The organism is Bradyrhizobium sp. CER78, assembly GCF_029846235.1.
Classification (GTDB): Bacteria; Pseudomonadota; Alphaproteobacteria; order Rhizobiales; family Xanthobacteraceae; genus Bradyrhizobium.
The window spans coordinates 50,681-69,018 of record NZ_JARVWP010000020.1 but is presented as its reverse complement, the minus strand read 5'-3'; the positions used below and the strand labels follow the sequence as shown (position 1 = coordinate 69,018).

At 65.1% G+C, this 18,338-nt stretch carries 14 protein-coding genes; 4 read left to right on the top strand and 10 right to left on the bottom strand.

Features of this window, described 5'->3' with window-relative positions:
- Positions 1-112: 112 nt before the first annotated feature.
- Entirely contained in the window at positions 113-1,927 is a 1,815-nt protein-coding gene (locus QDT69_RS31360) for a GGDEF domain-containing protein (protein WP_279710330.1), read from the bottom strand.
- 524 nt (positions 1,928-2,451) lie between these two features.
- Here QDT69_RS31360 and QDT69_RS31355 point away from each other — a divergent pair.
- Positions 2,452-3,780: a hypothetical protein gene (locus tag QDT69_RS31355; protein ID WP_279710329.1), complete on the top strand. Its 1,329-nt coding sequence runs from the start codon at positions 2,452-2,454 to the stop codon at positions 3,778-3,780.
- A gap of 87 nt (positions 3,781-3,867) precedes the next feature.
- On the opposite strand, the gene QDT69_RS31350 is transcribed toward QDT69_RS31355, so the two are convergent.
- The 4 genes from QDT69_RS31350 to bioB all read right to left on the bottom strand — a co-directional run bounded on the left by QDT69_RS31350 (position 3,868) and on the right by bioB (position 7,972).
- Positions 3,868-5,130: an adenosylmethionine--8-amino-7-oxononanoate transaminase gene (locus QDT69_RS31350; RefSeq protein WP_279710328.1), complete on the bottom strand. Its 1,263-nt coding sequence runs from the start codon at positions 5,128-5,130 to the stop codon at positions 3,868-3,870.
- Positions 5,127-5,759, bottom strand: coding sequence for a dethiobiotin synthase (bioD, locus tag QDT69_RS31345; protein ID WP_279710407.1), 633 nt, complete (start codon positions 5,757-5,759; stop codon positions 5,127-5,129). The genes QDT69_RS31350 and bioD overlap by 4 nt, the downstream gene beginning before the upstream one ends.
- Positions 5,756-6,910, bottom strand: coding sequence for an 8-amino-7-oxononanoate synthase (locus tag QDT69_RS31340; protein WP_279710327.1), 1,155 nt, complete (start codon positions 6,908-6,910; stop codon positions 5,756-5,758). Before QDT69_RS31340 ends, bioD begins: the two co-directional genes overlap by 4 nt.
- Positions 6,911-6,976: 66 nt before the next feature.
- Positions 6,977-7,972 carry a biotin synthase BioB gene (bioB, locus tag QDT69_RS31335; RefSeq protein ID WP_279710326.1) on the bottom strand — a complete coding sequence of 332 codons (996 nt, stop codon included), beginning with the start codon at positions 7,970-7,972 and terminating at the stop codon, positions 6,977-6,979.
- Positions 7,973-8,090: 118 nt separating this feature from the next.
- Here bioB and QDT69_RS31330 point away from each other — a divergent pair, with 118 nt between their 5' ends.
- Positions 8,091-8,729 (top strand): GntR family transcriptional regulator, encoded by a 639-nt coding sequence (locus QDT69_RS31330; protein WP_279710325.1) that lies wholly within the window; start codon positions 8,091-8,093, stop codon positions 8,727-8,729.
- A gap of 87 nt (positions 8,730-8,816) precedes the next feature.
- Here the strand turns inward: QDT69_RS31330 and greA are convergent, their stop codons facing one another.
- From greA to QDT69_RS31310, 4 genes are all read right to left on the bottom strand, one after another.
- A complete protein-coding gene (gene greA / locus QDT69_RS31325; protein ID WP_279710324.1) occupies positions 8,817-9,299 on the bottom strand; it encodes a transcription elongation factor GreA in 483 nt (160 codons plus the stop codon).
- 137 nt (positions 9,300-9,436) lie between these two features.
- The gene (locus QDT69_RS31320; RefSeq protein WP_279710323.1) at positions 9,437-12,583 is read right to left on the bottom strand and encodes a multidrug efflux RND transporter permease subunit; all 3,147 of its coding nucleotides are present in this window, start codon (positions 12,581-12,583) and stop codon (positions 9,437-9,439) included.
- Complete coding sequence (locus tag QDT69_RS31315) at positions 12,580-13,815, bottom strand: efflux RND transporter periplasmic adaptor subunit (RefSeq protein ID WP_279710322.1); 1,236 nt, start codon at positions 13,813-13,815, stop codon at positions 12,580-12,582. Before QDT69_RS31315 ends, QDT69_RS31320 begins: the two co-directional genes overlap by 4 nt.
- A 291-nt stretch (positions 13,816-14,106) precedes the next feature.
- Positions 14,107-15,240, bottom strand: coding sequence for a hypothetical protein (locus QDT69_RS31310; protein ID WP_279710321.1), 1,134 nt, complete (start codon positions 15,238-15,240; stop codon positions 14,107-14,109).
- A gap of 578 nt (positions 15,241-15,818) precedes the next feature.
- On the opposite strand from QDT69_RS31310, the gene QDT69_RS31305 reads away from it, so the two are divergent.
- Positions 15,819-16,931 carry a helix-turn-helix transcriptional regulator gene (locus QDT69_RS31305; protein ID WP_279710320.1) on the top strand — a complete coding sequence of 371 codons (1,113 nt, stop codon included), beginning with the start codon at positions 15,819-15,821 and terminating at the stop codon, positions 16,929-16,931.
- A gap of 2 nt (positions 16,932-16,933) precedes the next feature.
- On the opposite strand, the gene QDT69_RS31300 is transcribed toward QDT69_RS31305, so the two are convergent.
- Complete coding sequence (locus QDT69_RS31300) at positions 16,934-17,701, bottom strand: dienelactone hydrolase family protein (RefSeq protein ID WP_279710319.1); 768 nt, start codon at positions 17,699-17,701, stop codon at positions 16,934-16,936.
- Between the two features lie 242 nt (positions 17,702-17,943).
- Here QDT69_RS31300 and QDT69_RS31295 point away from each other — a divergent pair, with 242 nt between their 5' ends.
- Entirely contained in the window at positions 17,944-18,297 is a 354-nt protein-coding gene (locus QDT69_RS31295) for a hypothetical protein (protein ID WP_279710318.1), read from the top strand.
- The last annotated feature ends 41 nt before the right edge of the window (positions 18,298-18,338 follow it).

The following is an 18,338-nucleotide window of genomic DNA, read 5'->3' as shown; positions in this document are numbered from 1 at the left end:
GCACCCTCGGAGCGTGGCCCCAGCTTGAATCACTCACCTCGCGCCTCGCTCAACGCGAAACAGGCGCAGGCCGCACGTGGAGATAACACCGACATCGGGGCGGCGGGTCGCCTCAGCCCTGCGCAACTCCAACCAACGCGACGGAAGCTTCGTCCGGAGCGCCGAGATCAGCGACCGCAACCGTTTGCGCACAGCGCACACGATTACGACCGTCTGATTTGGCCTGGTAGAGCGCCTCATCCGCAAGCTCGACCAACTCCGGCCACGTGCGCTCGCCGCGCTGACCGCGCGCCACACCAAAGCTCGCCGTGACATGAACCGGTGTTCCATCGGGTGTCGTGAAGCGCTCGGTCTGGATCGCAAGCCGGATCTTCCTGGCGATCGCGACGGTCCCCGGGAGATCGTTCCCTGGAACGAGGATGGCGAATTCCTCTCCGCCGAAGCGTGCAACCAGGTCGCTGGCGCGCAAGTGAGAGCGCAGGAGTTCAGCGGTCTGAATGAGCACGCGATCACCCGTCGGGTGACCATAGGTGTCATTGACCGATTTGAAATGATCAATATCCAGGAGGATCAGACAGGCCGCATCGACTGCAGGCTCGGCGTCAGCGACGCGCCGGGCGTAGCGGTCCAGAGCGCGACGATTGAGAAGCGCGGTCAGCCCGTCAGTGTCGGCCTGGGCCTGCAACTCACTGGTGATTGACGCCGTGATCGAGGCACGCTCCTGCAGCTTGTCCTGCAATACCTCGATGGCTCTGAACAGGCTGCGAATTTCTCCTGCCTTGCCGGTGAGGGACATTGGTTGTGCCGGTCTGTCTTCCGCCAGCCTAATGACTTCGTCATGCACGCGGATAAGCGGCTGGAAGATGTTCTTGCGGATAGAGACCATCAGGCGAGCCAATATTCCCAGCGCGCAGGTCGCGAACAGCGCGACTGTCGCCAGTATCGCGAGGGCCTTGTCGCGTGCCCTTGCATAATGATCGACCGCAGCATCGAGAAACGCGCGGCGATAGGCTTCGATCGGCCGCATCGTCGGAACGAAACGCTCGGTGAGTTCAGTGGATGTCAGCGAATACGGCGCATCCCGCCGCCCTTCCCGTATCAAACTGTCGACCAGTCCGAGGCCTTCACCAAAAAAGCGCCGCTGAATTTCGACACGGCTCGTTTGGAGGGCGGGATTGTTGAACAACCCGGCGTGGTTATTGCTCACCTGCCAGAGCTCGAGCAAGCGACCCTCGATGCGTCTCGCCTCGATCACGTTGTCGAGCGGCAGCCGCTCTCCCACGGCGATCGACGCCATGATCTGCGAGGCGATCCTGCCGCCGTAATCCCGAAGATCACTCAACATCGGTCCGACGAGCGCAAGTGCAGCAAGTCCGCTGTCCTGCTCCACAAGGTGATTAGCCTTCCAGGCGACGATGGCACGAAACCGGTTCGAAACTTCGAACATGCTGTCGATGGCCCGCTGAAACTCCTCACGGGATGGCCCGGCCCCGGAGCGAGCCACGACACGGTCGACCTCGGCCCTCGCAACCGCGAGCTGTTCGCGTACGTTCTGCAGCAGTTCCAACGGCAGTTCGTCGTCATACAGCCCAAGCGGCACGTCGGCCGCGTTGGTCAGCTGCGCAAGCGCCGCATCGCTGCGCGCTCGGAACTCCGCCAGCCGACGCGCCTTCTCACCGTCAGGCGAGGAACCGGTCGACATCGCATTGTTGGCCGGTCCCCGCTCAGCCGCCAGAAGGGTGGCGGTATCGAGCATCAGCCGAAAACGCTGCATGTCAAAGAGATTGTGGCGCGCGAGCGTGTAATCCCGATACGTTGGCGCGACGATGACGAAGGCCAGAAACGCGGTGCATATGATCACGAGAGCAAACCGGAGCGACAGCTTCCTGTCAAAGCTGCCACGCGCGCCTTCGAGCGCATGCAGCATGCCCGCGTCCCCGTTCAGACCGTCTGCCTTGCCCGTCCCCCTACGTCTCAATTGTAGGAATGCGAAATCCCAGTTGGACATGTGCTCAATTTGGCGCGGGTCATCTTCTATGTGGATTTTTTAACTGTCGCGCCATGCCTCTCGCGACAGGAATACTGCCCTCGGCCTTCAATTGGGTGAATACGGTTGGTTAGGAATTCGTTGCAGCGGGGAACCAGCGGTCGGCTGCCGTACAGGCCTGAGGAAGGACCTCGGCATTTCAAGAGATGCGAGATTGTGCACAGCCGCAAGGGTACCGCACGCCATCGGTGATGTGAGCGACTCCGCGGTGCCGGATTGAAGCGCCTACGCACCGGCGCAATCGCGTTCCATCCTGACACCAAGCTGAACTGCATTCACCACTACGAAAAATTTCGCCGTCGCGCGGCCTCATGATCGCGGATCGCCACAAACATTCACAACGGGTTCATGTCGCCGCCACTATTCGAATCCAACGCTGGGGGAAGAAGATTGGAGTATGTGCCATGCGCCGCATCGCCGGACTGCCTCTCGCCTTAGCTCTCAGCCTCTGCTGTCTCTCGCCGCCCAACGCTGCACACGCGCAGCTCGGCATCAGCATCGGCATCACCGTGAATGCGGCACCGCCGCCATTGCCGGTCTATGTGCAGCCGCCGATGCCCGCGGTCGGCTACATCTGGACTCCCGGCTATTGGGCCTGGAGCGATGATATCGGCTACTACTGGGTGCCCGGCACATGGGTGCTTCCGCCCGCACCTGAGTTGCTGTGGACGCCCGGCTATTGGGGCTGGAACGATGGCGTCTACGCGTTCCACGCCGGATATTGGGGAGCGACCGTCGGCTTCTACGGCGGCATCTCTTATGGCTTCGGCTACACCGGCGTCGGCTATGAGGGCGGCTACTGGCGCGGCGGCAGCTTCTTCTACAACAGCTCCGTCAACAACATCTCCAACGTCTCGGTGACCAACGTCTACAACAAGACCGTCATCAACAACACGACCAATGTCAGCTACAATGGCGGCACTGGCGGCACCACGGCGAGGCCGACGCCACAGCAGGTCGCGGCCGCAAACGAGCACCACGTGGCACCGACCGCCGAGCAGAGCCGGCACGCGGAAGCGGCGATGAAGAATCCGGCGCTGACGCTCGCCAACAACCATGGTCATCCGGCGGTCGCCGCGACCGCACACGCCGCACAGTTCAGCGGCGCCGGCGTGATCGCCGCGCGACCGGGCAAGCCGATCGCGGCGCCGCCGCCCGGGCATGCGCAGCCGATGGCAAGCCACGCTCTGCCGACCGGGAATGCCGTGCCGCCTGGACACGCTCTGCCTACCGGAAACGCATTGCCGCCGGTGCACACCGCACCGGCAGAACACGCTCAAACGACGGGTCACGCGCTTCCGTCAGAAAACGCTCTGCCGACAGGACATACTCCACCGTCAGGGAACGCTCCGCCGGCTGGACACGCTCTCCCGACAGGAAACGCTCTGCCGGCAGTGCACACTCCACCGACGGAACGCGCTCAAACGACAGGGCACGCGCCCCCGGCAGGTCACGCCTTGCCCGCCGCGAGCAACCATCCCGCACCGGCGCCGCACGTCGCCGCGCCGGCCGTGCATGCACCGACGCCGCAGATCGCACGGCATGCACCGCCACCGCCTGCGCCACACCCGGCCGCACATCCGCCGGCGCCGCACGTCGCGCAAGCGGCCGTACATCGCGCTCCGCCGCCCCGGCCTGCAGCGCCGCACGTGTCGCGGCCGGCACCGCGGCCTCATCCTGCGCCACGGCCGCAGCATCCCGCTGCGAGGCCGGCGCCACACAGGCACGCATGATCGCGCTCATCGGCGTGCCTGCAAGGGCACGCCGATTTCAGATGAGAGCCCATCGGGGACAAAGCGGCGGCGCGCGAAGTGCTGCCGTCAGGCCAGTTCGTCAGCCGCATCCCCGATCGCGGCGTAGATTTCCGTGAGGTCAGCCTCGGTGACGCAGTAGGGCGGCATGACGTAGATCGTGTTGCCGAGCGGCCGCAGCAGCAGGTTTCGGCGCGCGAAGAAAGCTTGAAGCCTGGGACCGATGCCTGCGAGATAGCCGGCATCGCTTGCCTTCAGGTCGAGCGCGGTGATGGTCCCGGTGCGGCGGACGTTTTCAAAGCGCGGGTCGGCACGGAATGGCGCGATCAGGCGCTCCTGCATCGCGGCGAGCGAGGCGACGCGCGCGTCCGCGCCGTGTTGCCAGAGTTCGAGGTTCGCCCTTGCGGCGGCGCAGGCGACCGGGTTTGCCGTATAGGAGCTCGAATGGAAGAAGGTTCGCGAACGATCGCTTGAATAATGCGCGTCGTAGATCTCGGCGCGGCACAACGTCACCGCGAGCGGCAGGGATCCGCCGGTGAGACCCTTTGAGTAGCAGGCGATATCCGGACTGACATCGGCCTGCTCGCACGCGAACAAGGTGCCGGTCCGGCCCCAGCCGGTCATGACCTCGTCGGCGATGAACAGCACATCATGGGCCTCGCAGATGCGCTTCATCTCTTTCAACACCCAGGGCGGATACATCAGCATCCCGCCGGCGCCCAGGATCAGCGGCTCGACGACGAACGCGGCGGCGGTTTGCTCCCTGCACGCGGCTTCGAGCGCATCGAGCGTCGCCTGCTCGCGGCCGGCTGCCGGAAACGGGATTGACGCGACATCGAACAGCAGTGGCTCGTAGGCTTTGTTGAAGACACCGCGCGCGCCGACCGACATCGTCCCTACCGTGTCGCCATGATAGGAATGCTGCATGACGATGATGCGGGTGCGCGGCACGCCGATATTGTGCCAGTAGCCGAGCGCCATCTTCAGCGCCACTTCCACGCTGGTCGAACCGGAGTCGGAGAAGAACACGTAGTCGAGACCACGGGGCGCCAACTTCAGGAGCTGCGCGGCGACCGCTTCGGCGGGATCGTGGGTGTGGCCGGCAAAGATGATCTGGTTGAGCTGCTCCGCCTGATCCTGGATCGCGCGCACGATGTGCGGATGGCAGTGGCCATGGGTCACCACCCACCAGGATGCGATCGCATCGATGATGCGACGGTCATCCGCGGTATAGAGATAGGCGCCCTCGCCGCGCACGATCCTTGTCATCTCGCCGTGCAGCGCGTGCTGGGTGAACGGATGCCAGACCGGCGATTTCTTAGGAGACGTCATGGGTTGAAATCTTCGCGCCGGAACGAAGCTGTGAACGCCGCCTGCAGCGTGTCTGCCACGAGCGTCGACAGCAGGGGCAATCGGCCCAACCGGCGCACCTGTCCAAAGTCGCAGATGGCGCGCTCGCTCTCGGGATTGCTGTCACCAATGAATGCGATCCCGAGAATGTCGATCCGTCGCTTGCGCAGTGCCTCGACCGACAGCAGCGCGTGGTTGATGGTGCCGAGCGCGGTGCGGGCACAGAGCACGACCGGAAGCCGCCACCGCTCGAAGATGTCGATGTACAGCGTGTTGTCGTTCAGCGGCACCATCAGCCCGCCGGCGCCCTCGATCACCAGCGGCCGGTCCGAAGGAGCGGGCACCCCGAGCGCGGCGGGGTCGATGCGCACGCCGTCGATCGCGGCGGCCTGATGCGGTGAAGCCGGCGTGCGGAGCCGGTAGCGCTCCGGCACGATGCGGTCGGCCGGGATGCCGGCAAGCCGCGCCACCAGTTGCGCATCGGTCTCCTCGTCGAGGCCGGACTGGACCGGCTTCCAGTAGCGCGCGCCGAGGAAGGAGGCGAGGCCTGCGGAGAACACCGTCTTTCCAATCCCGGTGTCGGTTCCAGTCACCACGATCCGGCCGGTCATTGCGGCCATCCGTTGGTCTCCGCGACAAGCGCATCGAGCAGCGCGCGCACGTCGTCCTCGTCGACATTGAGGGTCAGCGCGATCCGCAATCGGGCCGTACCCGCCGGCACGGTCGGCGGCCTGATGCCTCTGACGTCAAAGCCGCGCGCCTGCAGCGCCAACGCAAGGCGCATCGCGCGCGCATTGTCGCCGACGATATAGGGCACGATCTGCGAGCGCGACGGACTGCGCCAGCCGCGCTGTTCGAGCTCGCGATGCGTGAACGCAACCAGGCTTGCCAGGCGCTGTTGATGCTCAGGTTCCTGTTGCAGGATCAACAGCGCCTCGCGCACGGCAACCGCTGTGAGCGGCGACGGCGCGGTGGCGAAGATGAACGGCCGGCAGCGATTGACCATGAAATCGCGCAACACGGTCGGGGCCGTAACCAGCGCACCCGCGACGCCCAGCGCCTTGCCGCAGGTATGCACGATCACGAGATTCTCGCGGCCCTCATAGGGCGCCGTCAGCCCGCGTCCCCGCTCGCCATAGACGCCGGTGCCGTGCGCCTCGTCGACCATCAGGAACGCATCGTGCCGCTCGGCGATCGCGACGAGGTCGGCGAGCGGCGCGAGATCACCGTCCATGCTGTAGACGCTTTCGACCACGATCCAGACCCGGCCCACGCCGCCCTCGGCGCGCCAGCCGCGAATGGTGTCTTCGACCGACTGCGGACTATTGTGTTCGCTGAACCGGAACTCGGCCCGGCCGGCGCGGGCGCCCTCATGGATGCTGGCGTGCACGAGGGAATCGAGAACCAGCAGGTCACCGCGCTGCGGCAGCGTGGTCAGCACGGCAAAATTGGCGACGTAGCCGCCGCCGAAGAACAATGCTGTCTCGGTGCGGAAGAACGCGGCGGCCTCGACCTCCAGCCGTTCGTGCTCCTCGCAATTGCCGCGCAGAAGCCGCGAGCCGCCGGCGCCGATCGGCGTGCCGGCCGCGAGCGCGGCCGCAACCGCCTGCTTGATGCGTGGCGAATTCGCGAGCGCCAGATAGTCGTTCGAGACGAAATCGATGCCCGCGCGCGGCTTGAGGCCGCGGAGCCGATCGTCCTTGCTCAGGGCGTACAAGGCCGCGGCGTAATCAGCGGCGTTGGCCGCATGGATTGCGCTCATGCTTCTCTCTCAGATGCAAGGTTGGTCACGCGCGGACTGTGGCCGCGCGCTCGCGGAAGATTGCGATCAGGCGAGGCGGGAGGTGATGCCGAGCCGATCCAGCAGATCGGCGTCGCGGTCGCGCTGCGGGTTCTTGGTGGTCAGCAGCACATCGCCGATGAAGATCGAGTTCGCGCCAGCCAGGAAGCACATCGCCTGCAGCTCGTCGGTCATGTATTGCCGACCGGCCGACAGCCGCACCACGCTCTGCGGCATCATGATCCGCGCGGTGGCGACCAATCGCACCAGCGCGATCGGATCGGGGCGCTCGGCGGTGTCGTTGACCGGCACGCCCTTGACCTCGTTCCACAGATTGATCGGCACGCTCTCCGGATGGCTCGGGAGGTTGGCGAGCAGCATCAGCATGCCGAGCCGGTCGTCGACCTGTTCGCCCATGCCAATGATGCCGCCGCAGCAGACCTTGATGCCGGCATCGCGCACATGCGCCAGCGTATCGATGCGGTCCTGCAAGGTGCGGGTGGTGATGATCTTGTCGTAATACTCCGGCGAGGTATCGACGTTGTGGTTGTAGAAATCGAGCCCGGCCTCGGAGAGGCGTTCGGCCTGGTCCGGCGTCAACATGCCGAGGGTGACGCAGGTCTCCATGCCGAGCCCCTTCACCGCGCTGACCATGTCGCAGACCTGATCGAGATCGCGGTCCTTGGGACTGCGCCAGGCCGCGGCCATGCAGAAGCGGGTGGCGCCGGCGTCCTTGGCGCGCTGCGCCACCGCAACCACCTCGTCGCGCGGCATCAGGCGGGTGGCCTTCAGGCCGGTGTCGTATTGCGCGCTCTGGGAGCAGTAGCCGCAATCTTCCGGACAGCCGCCGGTCTTGATGCTGAGCAGGCTCGCGGTTTCGACGTGGTTCGGATTGAAGTTGGCGCGGTGAACGCCCTGCGCCTGGAACATCAGGTCCGCGAACGGCAAATTATAGAGCGCTTCAGCCTCGGCGCGCTCCCAGTGCTTGTGGGGCGCTACGCTTATGCGGCTCGCGGTCCGTTCGATCTCTACGACATCAACCATCTGGCTTGCCTTCTTGTTGGAATCATAGATAATCTGGTATATTATCTATGATCTTGGACTTAGAATGATGCTAGCCGAGGCTCTGCGAGAGCGCACTCGTTTTTATGATAGATAATCTATGATGGACGGGGGCGAGAACACGACGACCGCCGGGCGCATCGCCGAGGCGATCGGTGAGCGCATCATCAGCGGCACCTTGGCGCCGGATGCGCCGCTGCGGCAGGACCATGTCGCGCGCGAATTCCACTCCAGCCACGTCCCGGTGCGCGAGGCCTTCAGGCAATTGGAGGCGCAGCACCTCGTCATTGCGGTGCCGCGCCGCGGGGTGCGGGTTGCGCCGCTCGACACCAAATCGGTGAAGGAGATCGCCGAGATGCGCGCCGCCCTCGAGGTGGTCGCGTTGCGCAATGCGGCGCCCAAATTCACGTCGGCCCAATTGGCCCGGATCGAGGTCGCGCTGGTCGAAGGCGACAATGCCGAGACGGTGCAGGACTTCGAGATGGCCAATCGCGCCTTTCATCACGCGCTGGTCGCGCCCTGTGCGATGCCGCGGCTGCTCGCCAGCCTCGACGGGTTGCAGCTGGCGAATTCACGTCTGGTGTTCGCGATGGCGCGCAACGCTGGCTGGCGGCCGCGGCCGAGCCAGGATCATCGCGTGATCCTGCAGGCGCTGCGCGCCCGCAACATCGAGCAGGCCTGCAGCCTGCTCGCGCGGCATATCCAGACAATCGAGCGGCTTGCGCTGCCGGCGGCGTAGCCGATTGCGACGACGCTGCCCCCACTCTCCCCGTTCTTACGGGGCGAGGTGAAGCGGAGCCCGTCGCTGGACTCCGAGTCACCTCGTTTAGGCGATCGCGACGATTTCCAGTTCCTGCTCACCCGACCCGACGACGTCGCCCAGGGCCTTCCCCATCAGCGATCTCGCTACCGGCGAGACGAAGGAGATTGAGCCGGCCTTCGGATCGGCTTCGTCCTCGCCGACAATGCGGTAGGTCTGCACGCGGCCGTCGGCGCGGCTGAAGGTCACCGTGCTGCCGAAGGCAACGGTTTCGGTCGAAGCAGGATCGGGCACCACCTGCGCGGTGCGGAGACGTTCCGTGAGATAACGCGCGTCGCGCAGCGGAACCGCCGACTGCCGCCGCCGTTCGTTGACGTCCTCCAGCTGCTGCGCGGTCTCATAGGCCTCGCGCGCCTCCTGAAGCTGGCGCTCCAGCGCCTTACGTCCCGCTTCGGTCACCAGATTGGGATGCGGCGAGATGGGACGGTCCGGCAACAGCGTTTCGGACGCAGTCTCGGCACTTTCTTCCTTGGTGAAGGCAACACTCAATCCGGAACTCCATCGATGAGGCAGGCAGTATAGCCCCGCCTCACGCACCCCGCTAATGCGCGATGGGATTAGGCCGGATCTAAAGCATGATCCGGAAAAGTGCGAAGCGCTTTTCCGAAAAGATCGTGCTCAAACAATTAGTGCGACACCGGCTGTTCCGTCTTGTTCCGCCTGCCGAAGCGGTTCTTCACACCTTCGCGCCAGCCCTGGAAGGTGACAAAGAGCATCGGCACCAGGAAGATGCCGATCGAGCTCGCCGCGAGCATGCCGCCGAATACCGCGGTGCCGACCGCGCGGCGGCTGATTTCCGCTGCGCCGGTCGCGACCACCAGCGGCACCAGGCCGAGGATGAAGGCGATCGAGGTCATCATCACGGCGCGGAAACGCATCTGCGCGCCCATCGTCGCGGCCTCCGCGATCGGCCTACCGGCCTCGCGCTGCTCCTTGGCGAACTCGACGATCAGGATGCCGTTCTTGGCCGCGAGCGCGATCAGCACCACAAGGCCGATCTGGCCGTAGAGATCGAGGTTGAGCCCCGCGAGCTTGATCGCAAGATAGGACCCGAAGACGCCGACCGTGACCGACAGCAGCACGGGAATCGGGATAGTCCAGCTCTCATACAGCGCCACCAGGAACAGATAGGCAAACAGCACCGCGAGCGCGAGGATGATGCCGGTCTGGCCGGAGGCTGCCTGCTCCTGATAGGCGGTGCCGGTCCACTCGTAGGAATAGCCTGAAGGCAACGTCGTCTTGGAGAGGTCGGCCATCGTCGCGATCGCGGTGCCCGACGACACGCCCGCCGCCGGGCTGCCGTTCACCGTGACCGAACGATAATTGTTGTAGCGCGTGATCACCTGCGGGCCGGTGACGATCCGCAGGCTTGCGATCGAGCGGATCGGCACCATCTCGCCGCCGGTGTTGCGCACATAGATCTGCCAGATGTCGGGAATGTCGCGGCGATTGGCGGCATCGCCCTGCACATTGACCTGCCAGGTGCGGCCAAACAGGTTGAAGTTGTTGACATAGATGCCGCCGAGCGTGGCCTGCAGCGCGGTGAAGACGTCGGCCATGTTGAGGCCGAGCGCCTGTGCCTTGGCGCGATCGATGTCGAGATAGACCGATGGATTGGTCGCGGTGAAGGTCGAGAACACGCGGGTCAGGTTCGGATTGCGGTTGGCGGCGCCGATCAGCCCGCCCATCACGCTGCTGAGCGAAGCCGGGTCCTGCCCTTCCAGCGCTTCGAGCTGATACTCGAAGCCACCGGATGTCGAGAGCCCGATGATCGGCGGCAGGTTGAACGGCAGGACCGAGGCCTGGCGGATCTGCGATCCGCCGACGAAGGTCTGCCCGATCGCGGCCTGAACGGACTCGGTGACCGCCTTGCGATCGGCGAACGCCTTCATGCGCGCCACCATGAAGGCCGAGTTCGGTTCGCTTGCACCGTCGAGCAGCGAGAAGCCGATGATCGACAGCACGTGATCGACCGCCGGGTTCTTCTTCAACAGCGCCTCGACCTGCTTGGTAACCTCGCTGGTGCGCGCCACCGAGGCGCCGTCAGGCAGTTGCACCGCGATGAAGAAGGCGCCCTGGTCCTCCTCGGGCAGGAAGCCGGTCGGCGTGATCTTCGACACGCCGAACACCGCGCCGGCAAACACCAGCACCGCGACCAGCGAGAGCACCGCAAGGCGGACCAGCCGCTGCACCACGCCGGCATAGCGGTCGCGCACCCAGTCGATGCTATCGAGCACCCGCCCCATGATGCCGCGGCGCGGTCCGCCGTGGCGCAGGAACACGGCGCACAGCGCCGGCGACAAGGTCAGCGCGTTCAGTGCCGAGATCACCATCGCGGCGCTGATCGTCACCGCGAACTGGCGGAACAGCGTGCCGGAAATGCCGGGGATGAACGCGATCGGCACGAACACCGAGAGCAGCACCAGCGAGATCGCGATGATCGGCGCCGTGATCTGCGCCATCGCCTTCTTGGTGGCGTCGGCCGGCGACAGCTCCGGCTCTTCCTCCATGACGCGTTCGACATTCTCGACCACGACGATGGCGTCGTCGACCACGATGCCGATCGCAAGCACCATCGCCAGCAGCGAGACCGTGTTGGCGGAATAGCCGAGCGCCAGCAGCACCGCGAAGGCGCCGATCAGGCTGACCGGAACCGCGACCGCGGGGATCACCGTGGCGCGCAGATTGCCGAGGAACAGGAACACCACGATCACGACGAGCACGAAGGCCTCGCCGAGCGTCTTGATCACTTCCTTGATCGTGTCGGAGACAAAGGTCGTGGAGTCGTACTGCACGAGGTAGGTCAGGCCCGGCGGGAACCGCTCCGACAGCTTCGCAAGCGTGGCCTGCACGGCCTTCGCCGTGGTCACGGCATTGGCGCCGGGCGCAAGATAGATGCCCATCGGCACCCCGGGATTGCCGTCGATCCGCGACTCCGAATCCATGTTCTGGGCGCCGATCTCGACGCGGGCGACGTCCCTGATCCGCAGCACCGATCCGTCCGGATTGGCGCGCAGCACGATGTCGCCGAACTGCTTGGATGTCGTCAGGCGGCCCTGGGTCTGCACGTTGAACTGGAACTGCTGATCGTTGCTGATCGGACGCGCGCCGATGCGGCCGACCGGCGCCTGCACGCTCTGGGCACGGATCGCGGCGATCACGTCCGACGGCGCCAGATTGAGGCTGGTCAGGCGCTGGGTGTCGAACCAGATCCGCATCGAATAGTTCAGCTTGGCGAACAGTGACGCCTGCCCGACGCCGGGCGTCCGCGAAATCGCGTCCAGCACGTTGATGATGGCGTAGTTGGTGATGAACAGCGGGTCCTGCTCACCGCTCTTGCTGTACAGCACGATGAACTGCAGCACGGCCGAGGATTTCTTCTGCACGGTCAGGCCTTGCGCCTGTACCTCGGTCGGCAATTGCGCGAGCGCGCTCTGCACCCGGTTGTTGACGTTGACGGTGTTGATATCGGGATCGGTGCCGAGCGCGAACGAGACCGTCAGCGTGTAGCTGCCGTCATTGCCGCTGGTCGACTTCATGTAGAGCATCTTGTCGACGCCGACGACCTGCGCTTCCAGCGGCTGGGCGACGCTCGATTCGACGACTTCGGCCGAAGCGCCGGGGAACACGGCCGAGACTGTGACCTGCGGCGGCACGATGTCCGGGAACTGGGCGACGGGAATTTGCATCAGCGCCAACGCGCCCGCGATCGTGATCACGAACGCGATGACGATCGCAAGCCGCGGACGATCGACGAAGACAGCGGAAATCATGGGTTATTGCCCGTCGATTTCGGCGCGCTGCTGGCGCCACCATCCGCCGAGACCTTCATGCTCGACTGGATCAGCGCGCTGGCAGGCCCCGGCGCGACCACCTCGCCCGGTTTGACCTTCTGCAATCCCTCGACGATGACCTTGTCGCCAAGCGCTATGCCGCTTGTCACTGCCGCAATTGTCGACGTCGATTGCCCAAGCTGGATCCGCTTTTGCTCGGCCTTGTTGTCCGCGCCGACGACGTAGACATATTCGCCCTGCTGGTCCGACAGCACCGCCGAGCGCGGGATCGCCAGCACCTCGACCGGCTGCACCCCTTCCAGCAGAACGGTGACGAACTCATTGTCGGTGAGCTCGCGGACCGCACCGCCGGTTGCGACGGAGGTGTATGTCGACGGGTTTGGAATGGTGCCGCGCAGCGAAATGGTGTCGGTGTTCTGCGCGATCGTGTTGTTGACGAAATTCAGCTCGCCGACCTTGTCGTAGAGCCGGCCGTCCGTCAAACGCAGGCGGATGACGACCGCCTTGAAGCCGCCGCGGGTCGCATAGCGGTCGCGGAGATCGAGCGCCTCGCGGACCGGCACGGGAAACGTGACATACATCGGGTCCTGGCTGACGATGGTCGTCAGGGTTCCCGAGCTCGGCGTCACGACGTTGCCTTCAGTGACCGCGGTGCGTCCGATCCTGCCATCGATCGGCGAGTGGATCATGGTGTAGTCGAGATTGATCTGGGACAGGTCGACCTGCGCCTGCGCGGCCTGCACCTGGGCCTCGAGGCTCTGCTGATTGGCGACCGCGGCGTCGACGTTCGATTGCTGGCCGGCCGGCCCGCCCATCAGGGCCTTGGCGCGGTCGGTGGTCAGCTTGGCGTTGACCAGCGTCGCCTGCAACTGCGCGACCTGCGCCTTCTTCGATGCGAGGTCGGCCTCGAACGGCCCGCGCTCGAGTTGATACAAGAGGTCACCGGCCTTGACCTCGGCGCCCTCGACGAAGTTCCGTTTGTCCAGGAACGCCGTGACACGCGCCACCACATTGACGCGGTTGGGGGCCTCGATGCGCCCCAGAAATTCATTGGTCTCGGTGACCGGCCGCTTCACCGCCTCGAACACGCCGACGGCAGGAGGCCCGGGCGGACCTGCCTGGGCATGGGCCGCCGATATCCCGCTAGCCGCAAGTCCCGCCGATACGAGAAACCCTGCCAATCCACCGAGCATTCGTTCCGTACCACTCATGCGGTCCAACCCTTCGGCTATCAACAAGCTTGACGAGACGGATATGACGTCGAGTTCCCTCAGACCGTGAAGGCTAGGGATAGGCAAGGTGCGTTGCAGGAGATCATAACGCGCCCAATCCGACAATCCTGTAACGTCATCGCCGTCGGTTCGGGGCATGCCGCGGACGCCGGAGGCTCGCATCAATGTGATACGCGCAAGCGTGCCGCCGGCAAGGACGAAGTCGGGGATGGATATCTGCGACACGGCGCAGGCTCGGCGACGTATTGCAGCGGGAATAGCGGCCGCCACTCACAACGCGATGGCGTTCTTCAAGCGAGATGTCTCTTGATAGGCAGGCGACGCCAGGTGGCTGCGCAGCCACGGCCTTGCGCGCTTGCCGCTGGCCTCGTGCACGCCGTCGAACACGTCCATCTCGATCAGTTGCGGATGGGCTGAGGCCGCGTAGACCGATTGCATTTCCGCAAACTTCTCGTCCCGCCCGAGCTCGATCGCGTTTGCAGCATCGTGGCTGCCGATCTCGACGAACAGCGGGCATGGACAGAGCAGGTATGCCAGCTCCGCGCCGGCGTATTTTGCGCGGCTGTTGGCGAAATGAATGTAGGCCGCAAGTTCGATGCCGAGGTTCTTGCTGATGGTGGACGACATCAGAAACTTCTTCTCGTCACGCATGTATCCGGAGACGACGGTCGGCCGCATCCGCCCCGTCGCGGCTTCCAGATGCAGCGCAAGAAACGCGCCCGAGGACACCCCGTAGACGCCGACATTCAGACCGGACGCGCCGGTCAACTTGCGGCAGATGGTTTCGCCGGCGTCGATCGATGCACACGACACGTTGTGCGCGGAGACGCCATGGGATGCCAGCATCGCGGCGATGTTGTTCTGGCTCTCCTGATTTCCGATCTGAACGATGTAGGGACACCAGACAACATAGCCGTCCTGGCAAAGCTGCTCGCCGAGCGCGTTCATGTAGTCCTTGTCGGCATCATCGAAGCATCGCTCCGGCGTGCTCGCCATGCCGTGAGCGAGCAGGATCAATCCCTTCAACGCGCCATCGGGGATTCCGAGACATCCGCGCACCGGCATGCCGCATTCCAGATCGAACTCCACTTTCGCGACCGAGAATCCATCCGCCGTGTCGCGCCAGAGAATCCGGATGTCATCGCGGGAAGGCCGATAGAGCCGCCGCTCCCGGAACAGCGACCGCATCTCCCGCCGGATGTCCGGGCCGGTTGCGATCGCGCGCAGTTTTCCCTTCGCCGCGATATCGAAGAACGACCGGCAGAACGTATCGTAGCCAAGTGCCGGCAGGTCGACATTCGCGCACGATCCCCGGCAATGACCCAGCCCCAGCGTGTTGCCGGTGATCGATGAGGGTCCGACCAGCGTCATCAGCAATCCGGAAAGCGCCCTGCGGCTGATCATCGGCCCTCCCCGAGCCGGCGATGGCTCGACTGAATGTTACAAGATGGCCGCCTAGCAGGCGCGACAAGTCGCGCGGATACAAATTAAAGGATGTTCATGGTCGAACGATCGCGCGCAGCGTTGCAAACGTGTGACGCTGCCGGGCCGGGCGCTGCGGCAATGCATTGCACTACGTTTCGCGACACTTCGGAAAGATGTCTGACTGTCACGCGGGTTGAATTTCCGTCACAACCGCCGACGATTGTCAGGTCCCAGTCATCGAGCTTGATCATCAAGTCTTGGGCTTGATCTCGGTGACCCTGGCATCGGCGGCCTTCGGCGCGTCGCTTGAGCCCAAGAGCTCCTGGTCTGGGCGCAGGCGGCCCTGGCCGCCGCGCGCCGGGTTGCCACCAGACGAGCAAGGCCAGACATGCCGGTGCGAAAATCGCCCGCAAGACCGGCCAAACGGCGGAATTCATCGTGATGCAAGTGGTCGCACCGGAATTGCCCGGACTCGTGGGCCAGGCTGAATTGCTCTAGGCAATAATTCCGCGATCGATGGGTTTATCTGTTGGGCAACAGCACCTCTGGAATGGCCGATGGCGAACGACCTGCACGAGCATCTGATTGAACTTGCCTATGAGGCCGCGGTCCTCCCGGAGCTGTGGCCGAACGTTCTGCATCAGGTCGGCGAGATCGCGCGGGCCCGCGGTATCGTGCTGCTGACGGCAGCCCCACACGACGTCCGCTGGGTCGCCTCCCCCGACATGCACGACGACACGGTTGCCTATGTCGAAGGCGGCTGGCATGAGCGCAACGGGCGGTTGCCGCGCCTGCTCGCGGCCAATCATGCCGGCTTCCTGCGCGACATCGACGTGTTCGATACGCCCGAGGAAGTGCAGCAGGACTTCCAGATCCGCGAATTTTTCCGCCCGCGCGGGCTCGGATGGGGCGCCGGTACCGCGATCCCGGTGCCGAGCGGCGACGTGCTGATCTTCAGCGTCGAGCGCGAGTACCAACGCGGGCCGATCGAGCCGGAAGCGATCGAACAGCTCGACGCGCTGCGCCCGCACCTGGCGCGGGCCGCGCTGCTGTCGGCGCGGCTCGGGATGGAGCGCGCCAGGGCGGCAACCGAGTCCCTGGCGATGCTCGGCCTGCCCGCGGCGGTGCTGCGGCGCGGCGGTTGTCTGATGGCGGCCAACACGCTGTTCGACCGCCTGGTGCCCGACGTGATGCAGGATCGTGCCGATCGCCTGACACTGGCAGCGCCTGCCGCCGATGCGCTGTTCGCGCAGGCCGTCGGAGCACTCGATCACGGCCTCATCGGCGTGGAGGTCCGCTCGGTCCCGATCGCGGCACAGGCCGATCGTCCGCCGCTGATCGTGCATCTGGTCCCGATCCAGGGCACGGCGCGCGACCTGTTCGACCGCGCGTCGGCGATCGTGATCGTGACGCCGGTGGTGCCATCAGAGGTGCCGACCGCGGAAGTGCTGCAGGGCCTGTTCGACCTGACGCCGGCCGAGGCGCGCGTCGCGCGCGGCATCGGTGAAGGACGCACCGTCGAGGCGATTGCCGTCGCATTCGGGATCTCGCGCGAAACGGTGCGCAACCAGCTCAAGGCCGTGCTGGCGAAGACTGGGCTCGGCCGGCAGGTGGAGCTGGCCGGACTGCTCGCCGGCGCCAAGGTGCCGTCGGGTTCGTCGAAGGAATAGACTTACGCCGCGCTCAGGCGAGCCTGGAAGAACCCGGCAACACGGCTGACCGCGTCAGCGGTCATTGGGTCGTTGTCCGCAAAATCAAAACCGTGCGCCTTGCCGGGATACCGGACGATCTCCGCCGCGGCGCCGACCGACTTGCCCAGCTTGACGAGCTGCTCACCGCTGGCAAGCGGCACGTTTCGATCGGCCTCGCCGTGCAATTCGATCATCGGCGGCAGATGTTTCACCTGAGGCGCGATCTTGTCGGGCATGCCGCCATACAGCACGGCCAGCGCGGACACCCGTTCGTCACGCGCCGCCGCGGCCGCGGCAACGTAGCCACCGAGCGAAAAGCCGAGCAGTCCGACCCGGCCGGAACTGTCCGCACCTGCCAGCACCGTGGTCAGCACGGCCGAGACACGCGCGGCCCAGGCGTCGAACCGCCCGGCTTCATAGGGCGCCCGGCTTTCGCTCGTGTGCATCGTCGCAAGCGCCTGCTCGTCGGCCGGCGTGTAGTAACGAACGAAATAGGCGTCGATGCCATCAGCCGTCAGCGCGTTGGCATAGCGCTCGTAGGCCTGCGGCTTGAGATCGAAGCCGCGCAAGCCGTGCAGCATCAACACCGCCGGCCGCTTGCCGGTGCGCCCGGAGCCGAAACGGTTGAGCGTGACCGGGCTCTCGCCGGCATCGACAGTCAGCGTCTCGGCGGTTGCGACCGCGAGCGAAGGCGATGCGGCCAGCACGGCAAGGCCGCCAAGCAGGCTCCGTCGGCTGATTGCTGGCATCGAAACCTCGATTGGATTGCGCGGCCCCGACCGGGCCGCGCCGCTATATCATGCTGAACCGCACGCCCGGTAGGGCGTTCATTCGCTTGACCGGCACGGCCGGCACGCCAGCCGCTGGCCGTGGCCGCCCCCAGGGCATCGCAACAGGATCGGCATGTTCAAACCGCGCCGGTTGAGCTAGTGATAGCTCCCCTCCTTCCGTGCGCCCGCCCGGCGCATGTCCAGTCAATGAGTGTATCTGAATGGCCGAAGCCGACCTCGACGCCGTCATCCGGCAAACCGCAAGAGCGCAGACCAAGGCCGTGATGGCGGCTGCCAAGAAGCGCCAGGCCGTCTGGGTCGCGCGCGCGGCCAAGGCCAAGGACAAGGAGACCAAGGCGCGCTTCCGCCACCTCGCCAAGAGCACGATCCTGAACGCGACCGCGACCGCCAAGCGGTTGCAGAATTCGGCCGAGAACGCCGCCGACGCCTATGCCCGCGCCATGAAGAAGGCGATGGAAGAGCCGCCGCCGATCACGGAATCCAAGAAGCAATCAGAGCAGAAATCCGAGAAGAAACCAGAGAAGAAGCCGGCGAAGAAGAAAGCAAATGCATGATGCGCTTCCATGGATGCGCATCATGATCATTATATTCGCAT

Bases quoted from the DNA above. Each gene is read 5' to 3' on its own strand.
- QDT69_RS31360 (WP_279710330.1), bottom strand. From the start codon at position 1,927: ATGCTGCATGCGCTCGAAGGCGCGCGTGGCAGCTTTGACAGGAAGCTG.
- QDT69_RS31305 (WP_279710320.1), top strand. From the start codon at position 15,819: ATGGCGAACGACCTGCACGAGCATCTGATTGAACTTGCCTATGAGGCC.
- QDT69_RS31340 (WP_279710327.1), bottom strand. From the start codon at position 6,910: ATGAGCGCAATCCATGCGGCCAACGCCGCTGATTACGCCGCGGCCTTG.
- bioD (WP_279710407.1), bottom strand. From the start codon at position 5,759: ATGACCGGCCGGATCGTGGTGACTGGAACCGACACCGGGATTGGAAAG.
- QDT69_RS31295 (WP_279710318.1), top strand. From the start codon at position 17,944: ATGGCCGAAGCCGACCTCGACGCCGTCATCCGGCAAACCGCAAGAGCG.
- bioB (WP_279710326.1), bottom strand. From the start codon at position 7,972: ATGGTTGATGTCGTAGAGATCGAACGGACCGCGAGCCGCATAAGCGTA.
- QDT69_RS31310 (WP_279710321.1), bottom strand. From the start codon at position 15,240: ATGATCAGCCGCAGGGCGCTTTCCGGATTGCTGATGACGCTGGTCGGA.
- QDT69_RS31355 (WP_279710329.1), top strand. From the start codon at position 2,452: ATGCGCCGCATCGCCGGACTGCCTCTCGCCTTAGCTCTCAGCCTCTGC.
- QDT69_RS31315 (WP_279710322.1), bottom strand. From the start codon at position 13,815: ATGAGTGGTACGGAACGAATGCTCGGTGGATTGGCAGGGTTTCTCGTA.
- QDT69_RS31330 (WP_279710325.1), top strand. From the start codon at position 8,091: ATGATGGACGGGGGCGAGAACACGACGACCGCCGGGCGCATCGCCGAG.
- QDT69_RS31300 (WP_279710319.1), bottom strand. From the start codon at position 17,701: ATGCCAGCAATCAGCCGACGGAGCCTGCTTGGCGGCCTTGCCGTGCTG.
- QDT69_RS31350 (WP_279710328.1), bottom strand. From the start codon at position 5,130: ATGACGTCTCCTAAGAAATCGCCGGTCTGGCATCCGTTCACCCAGCAC.
- QDT69_RS31320 (WP_279710323.1), bottom strand. From the start codon at position 12,583: ATGATTTCCGCTGTCTTCGTCGATCGTCCGCGGCTTGCGATCGTCATC.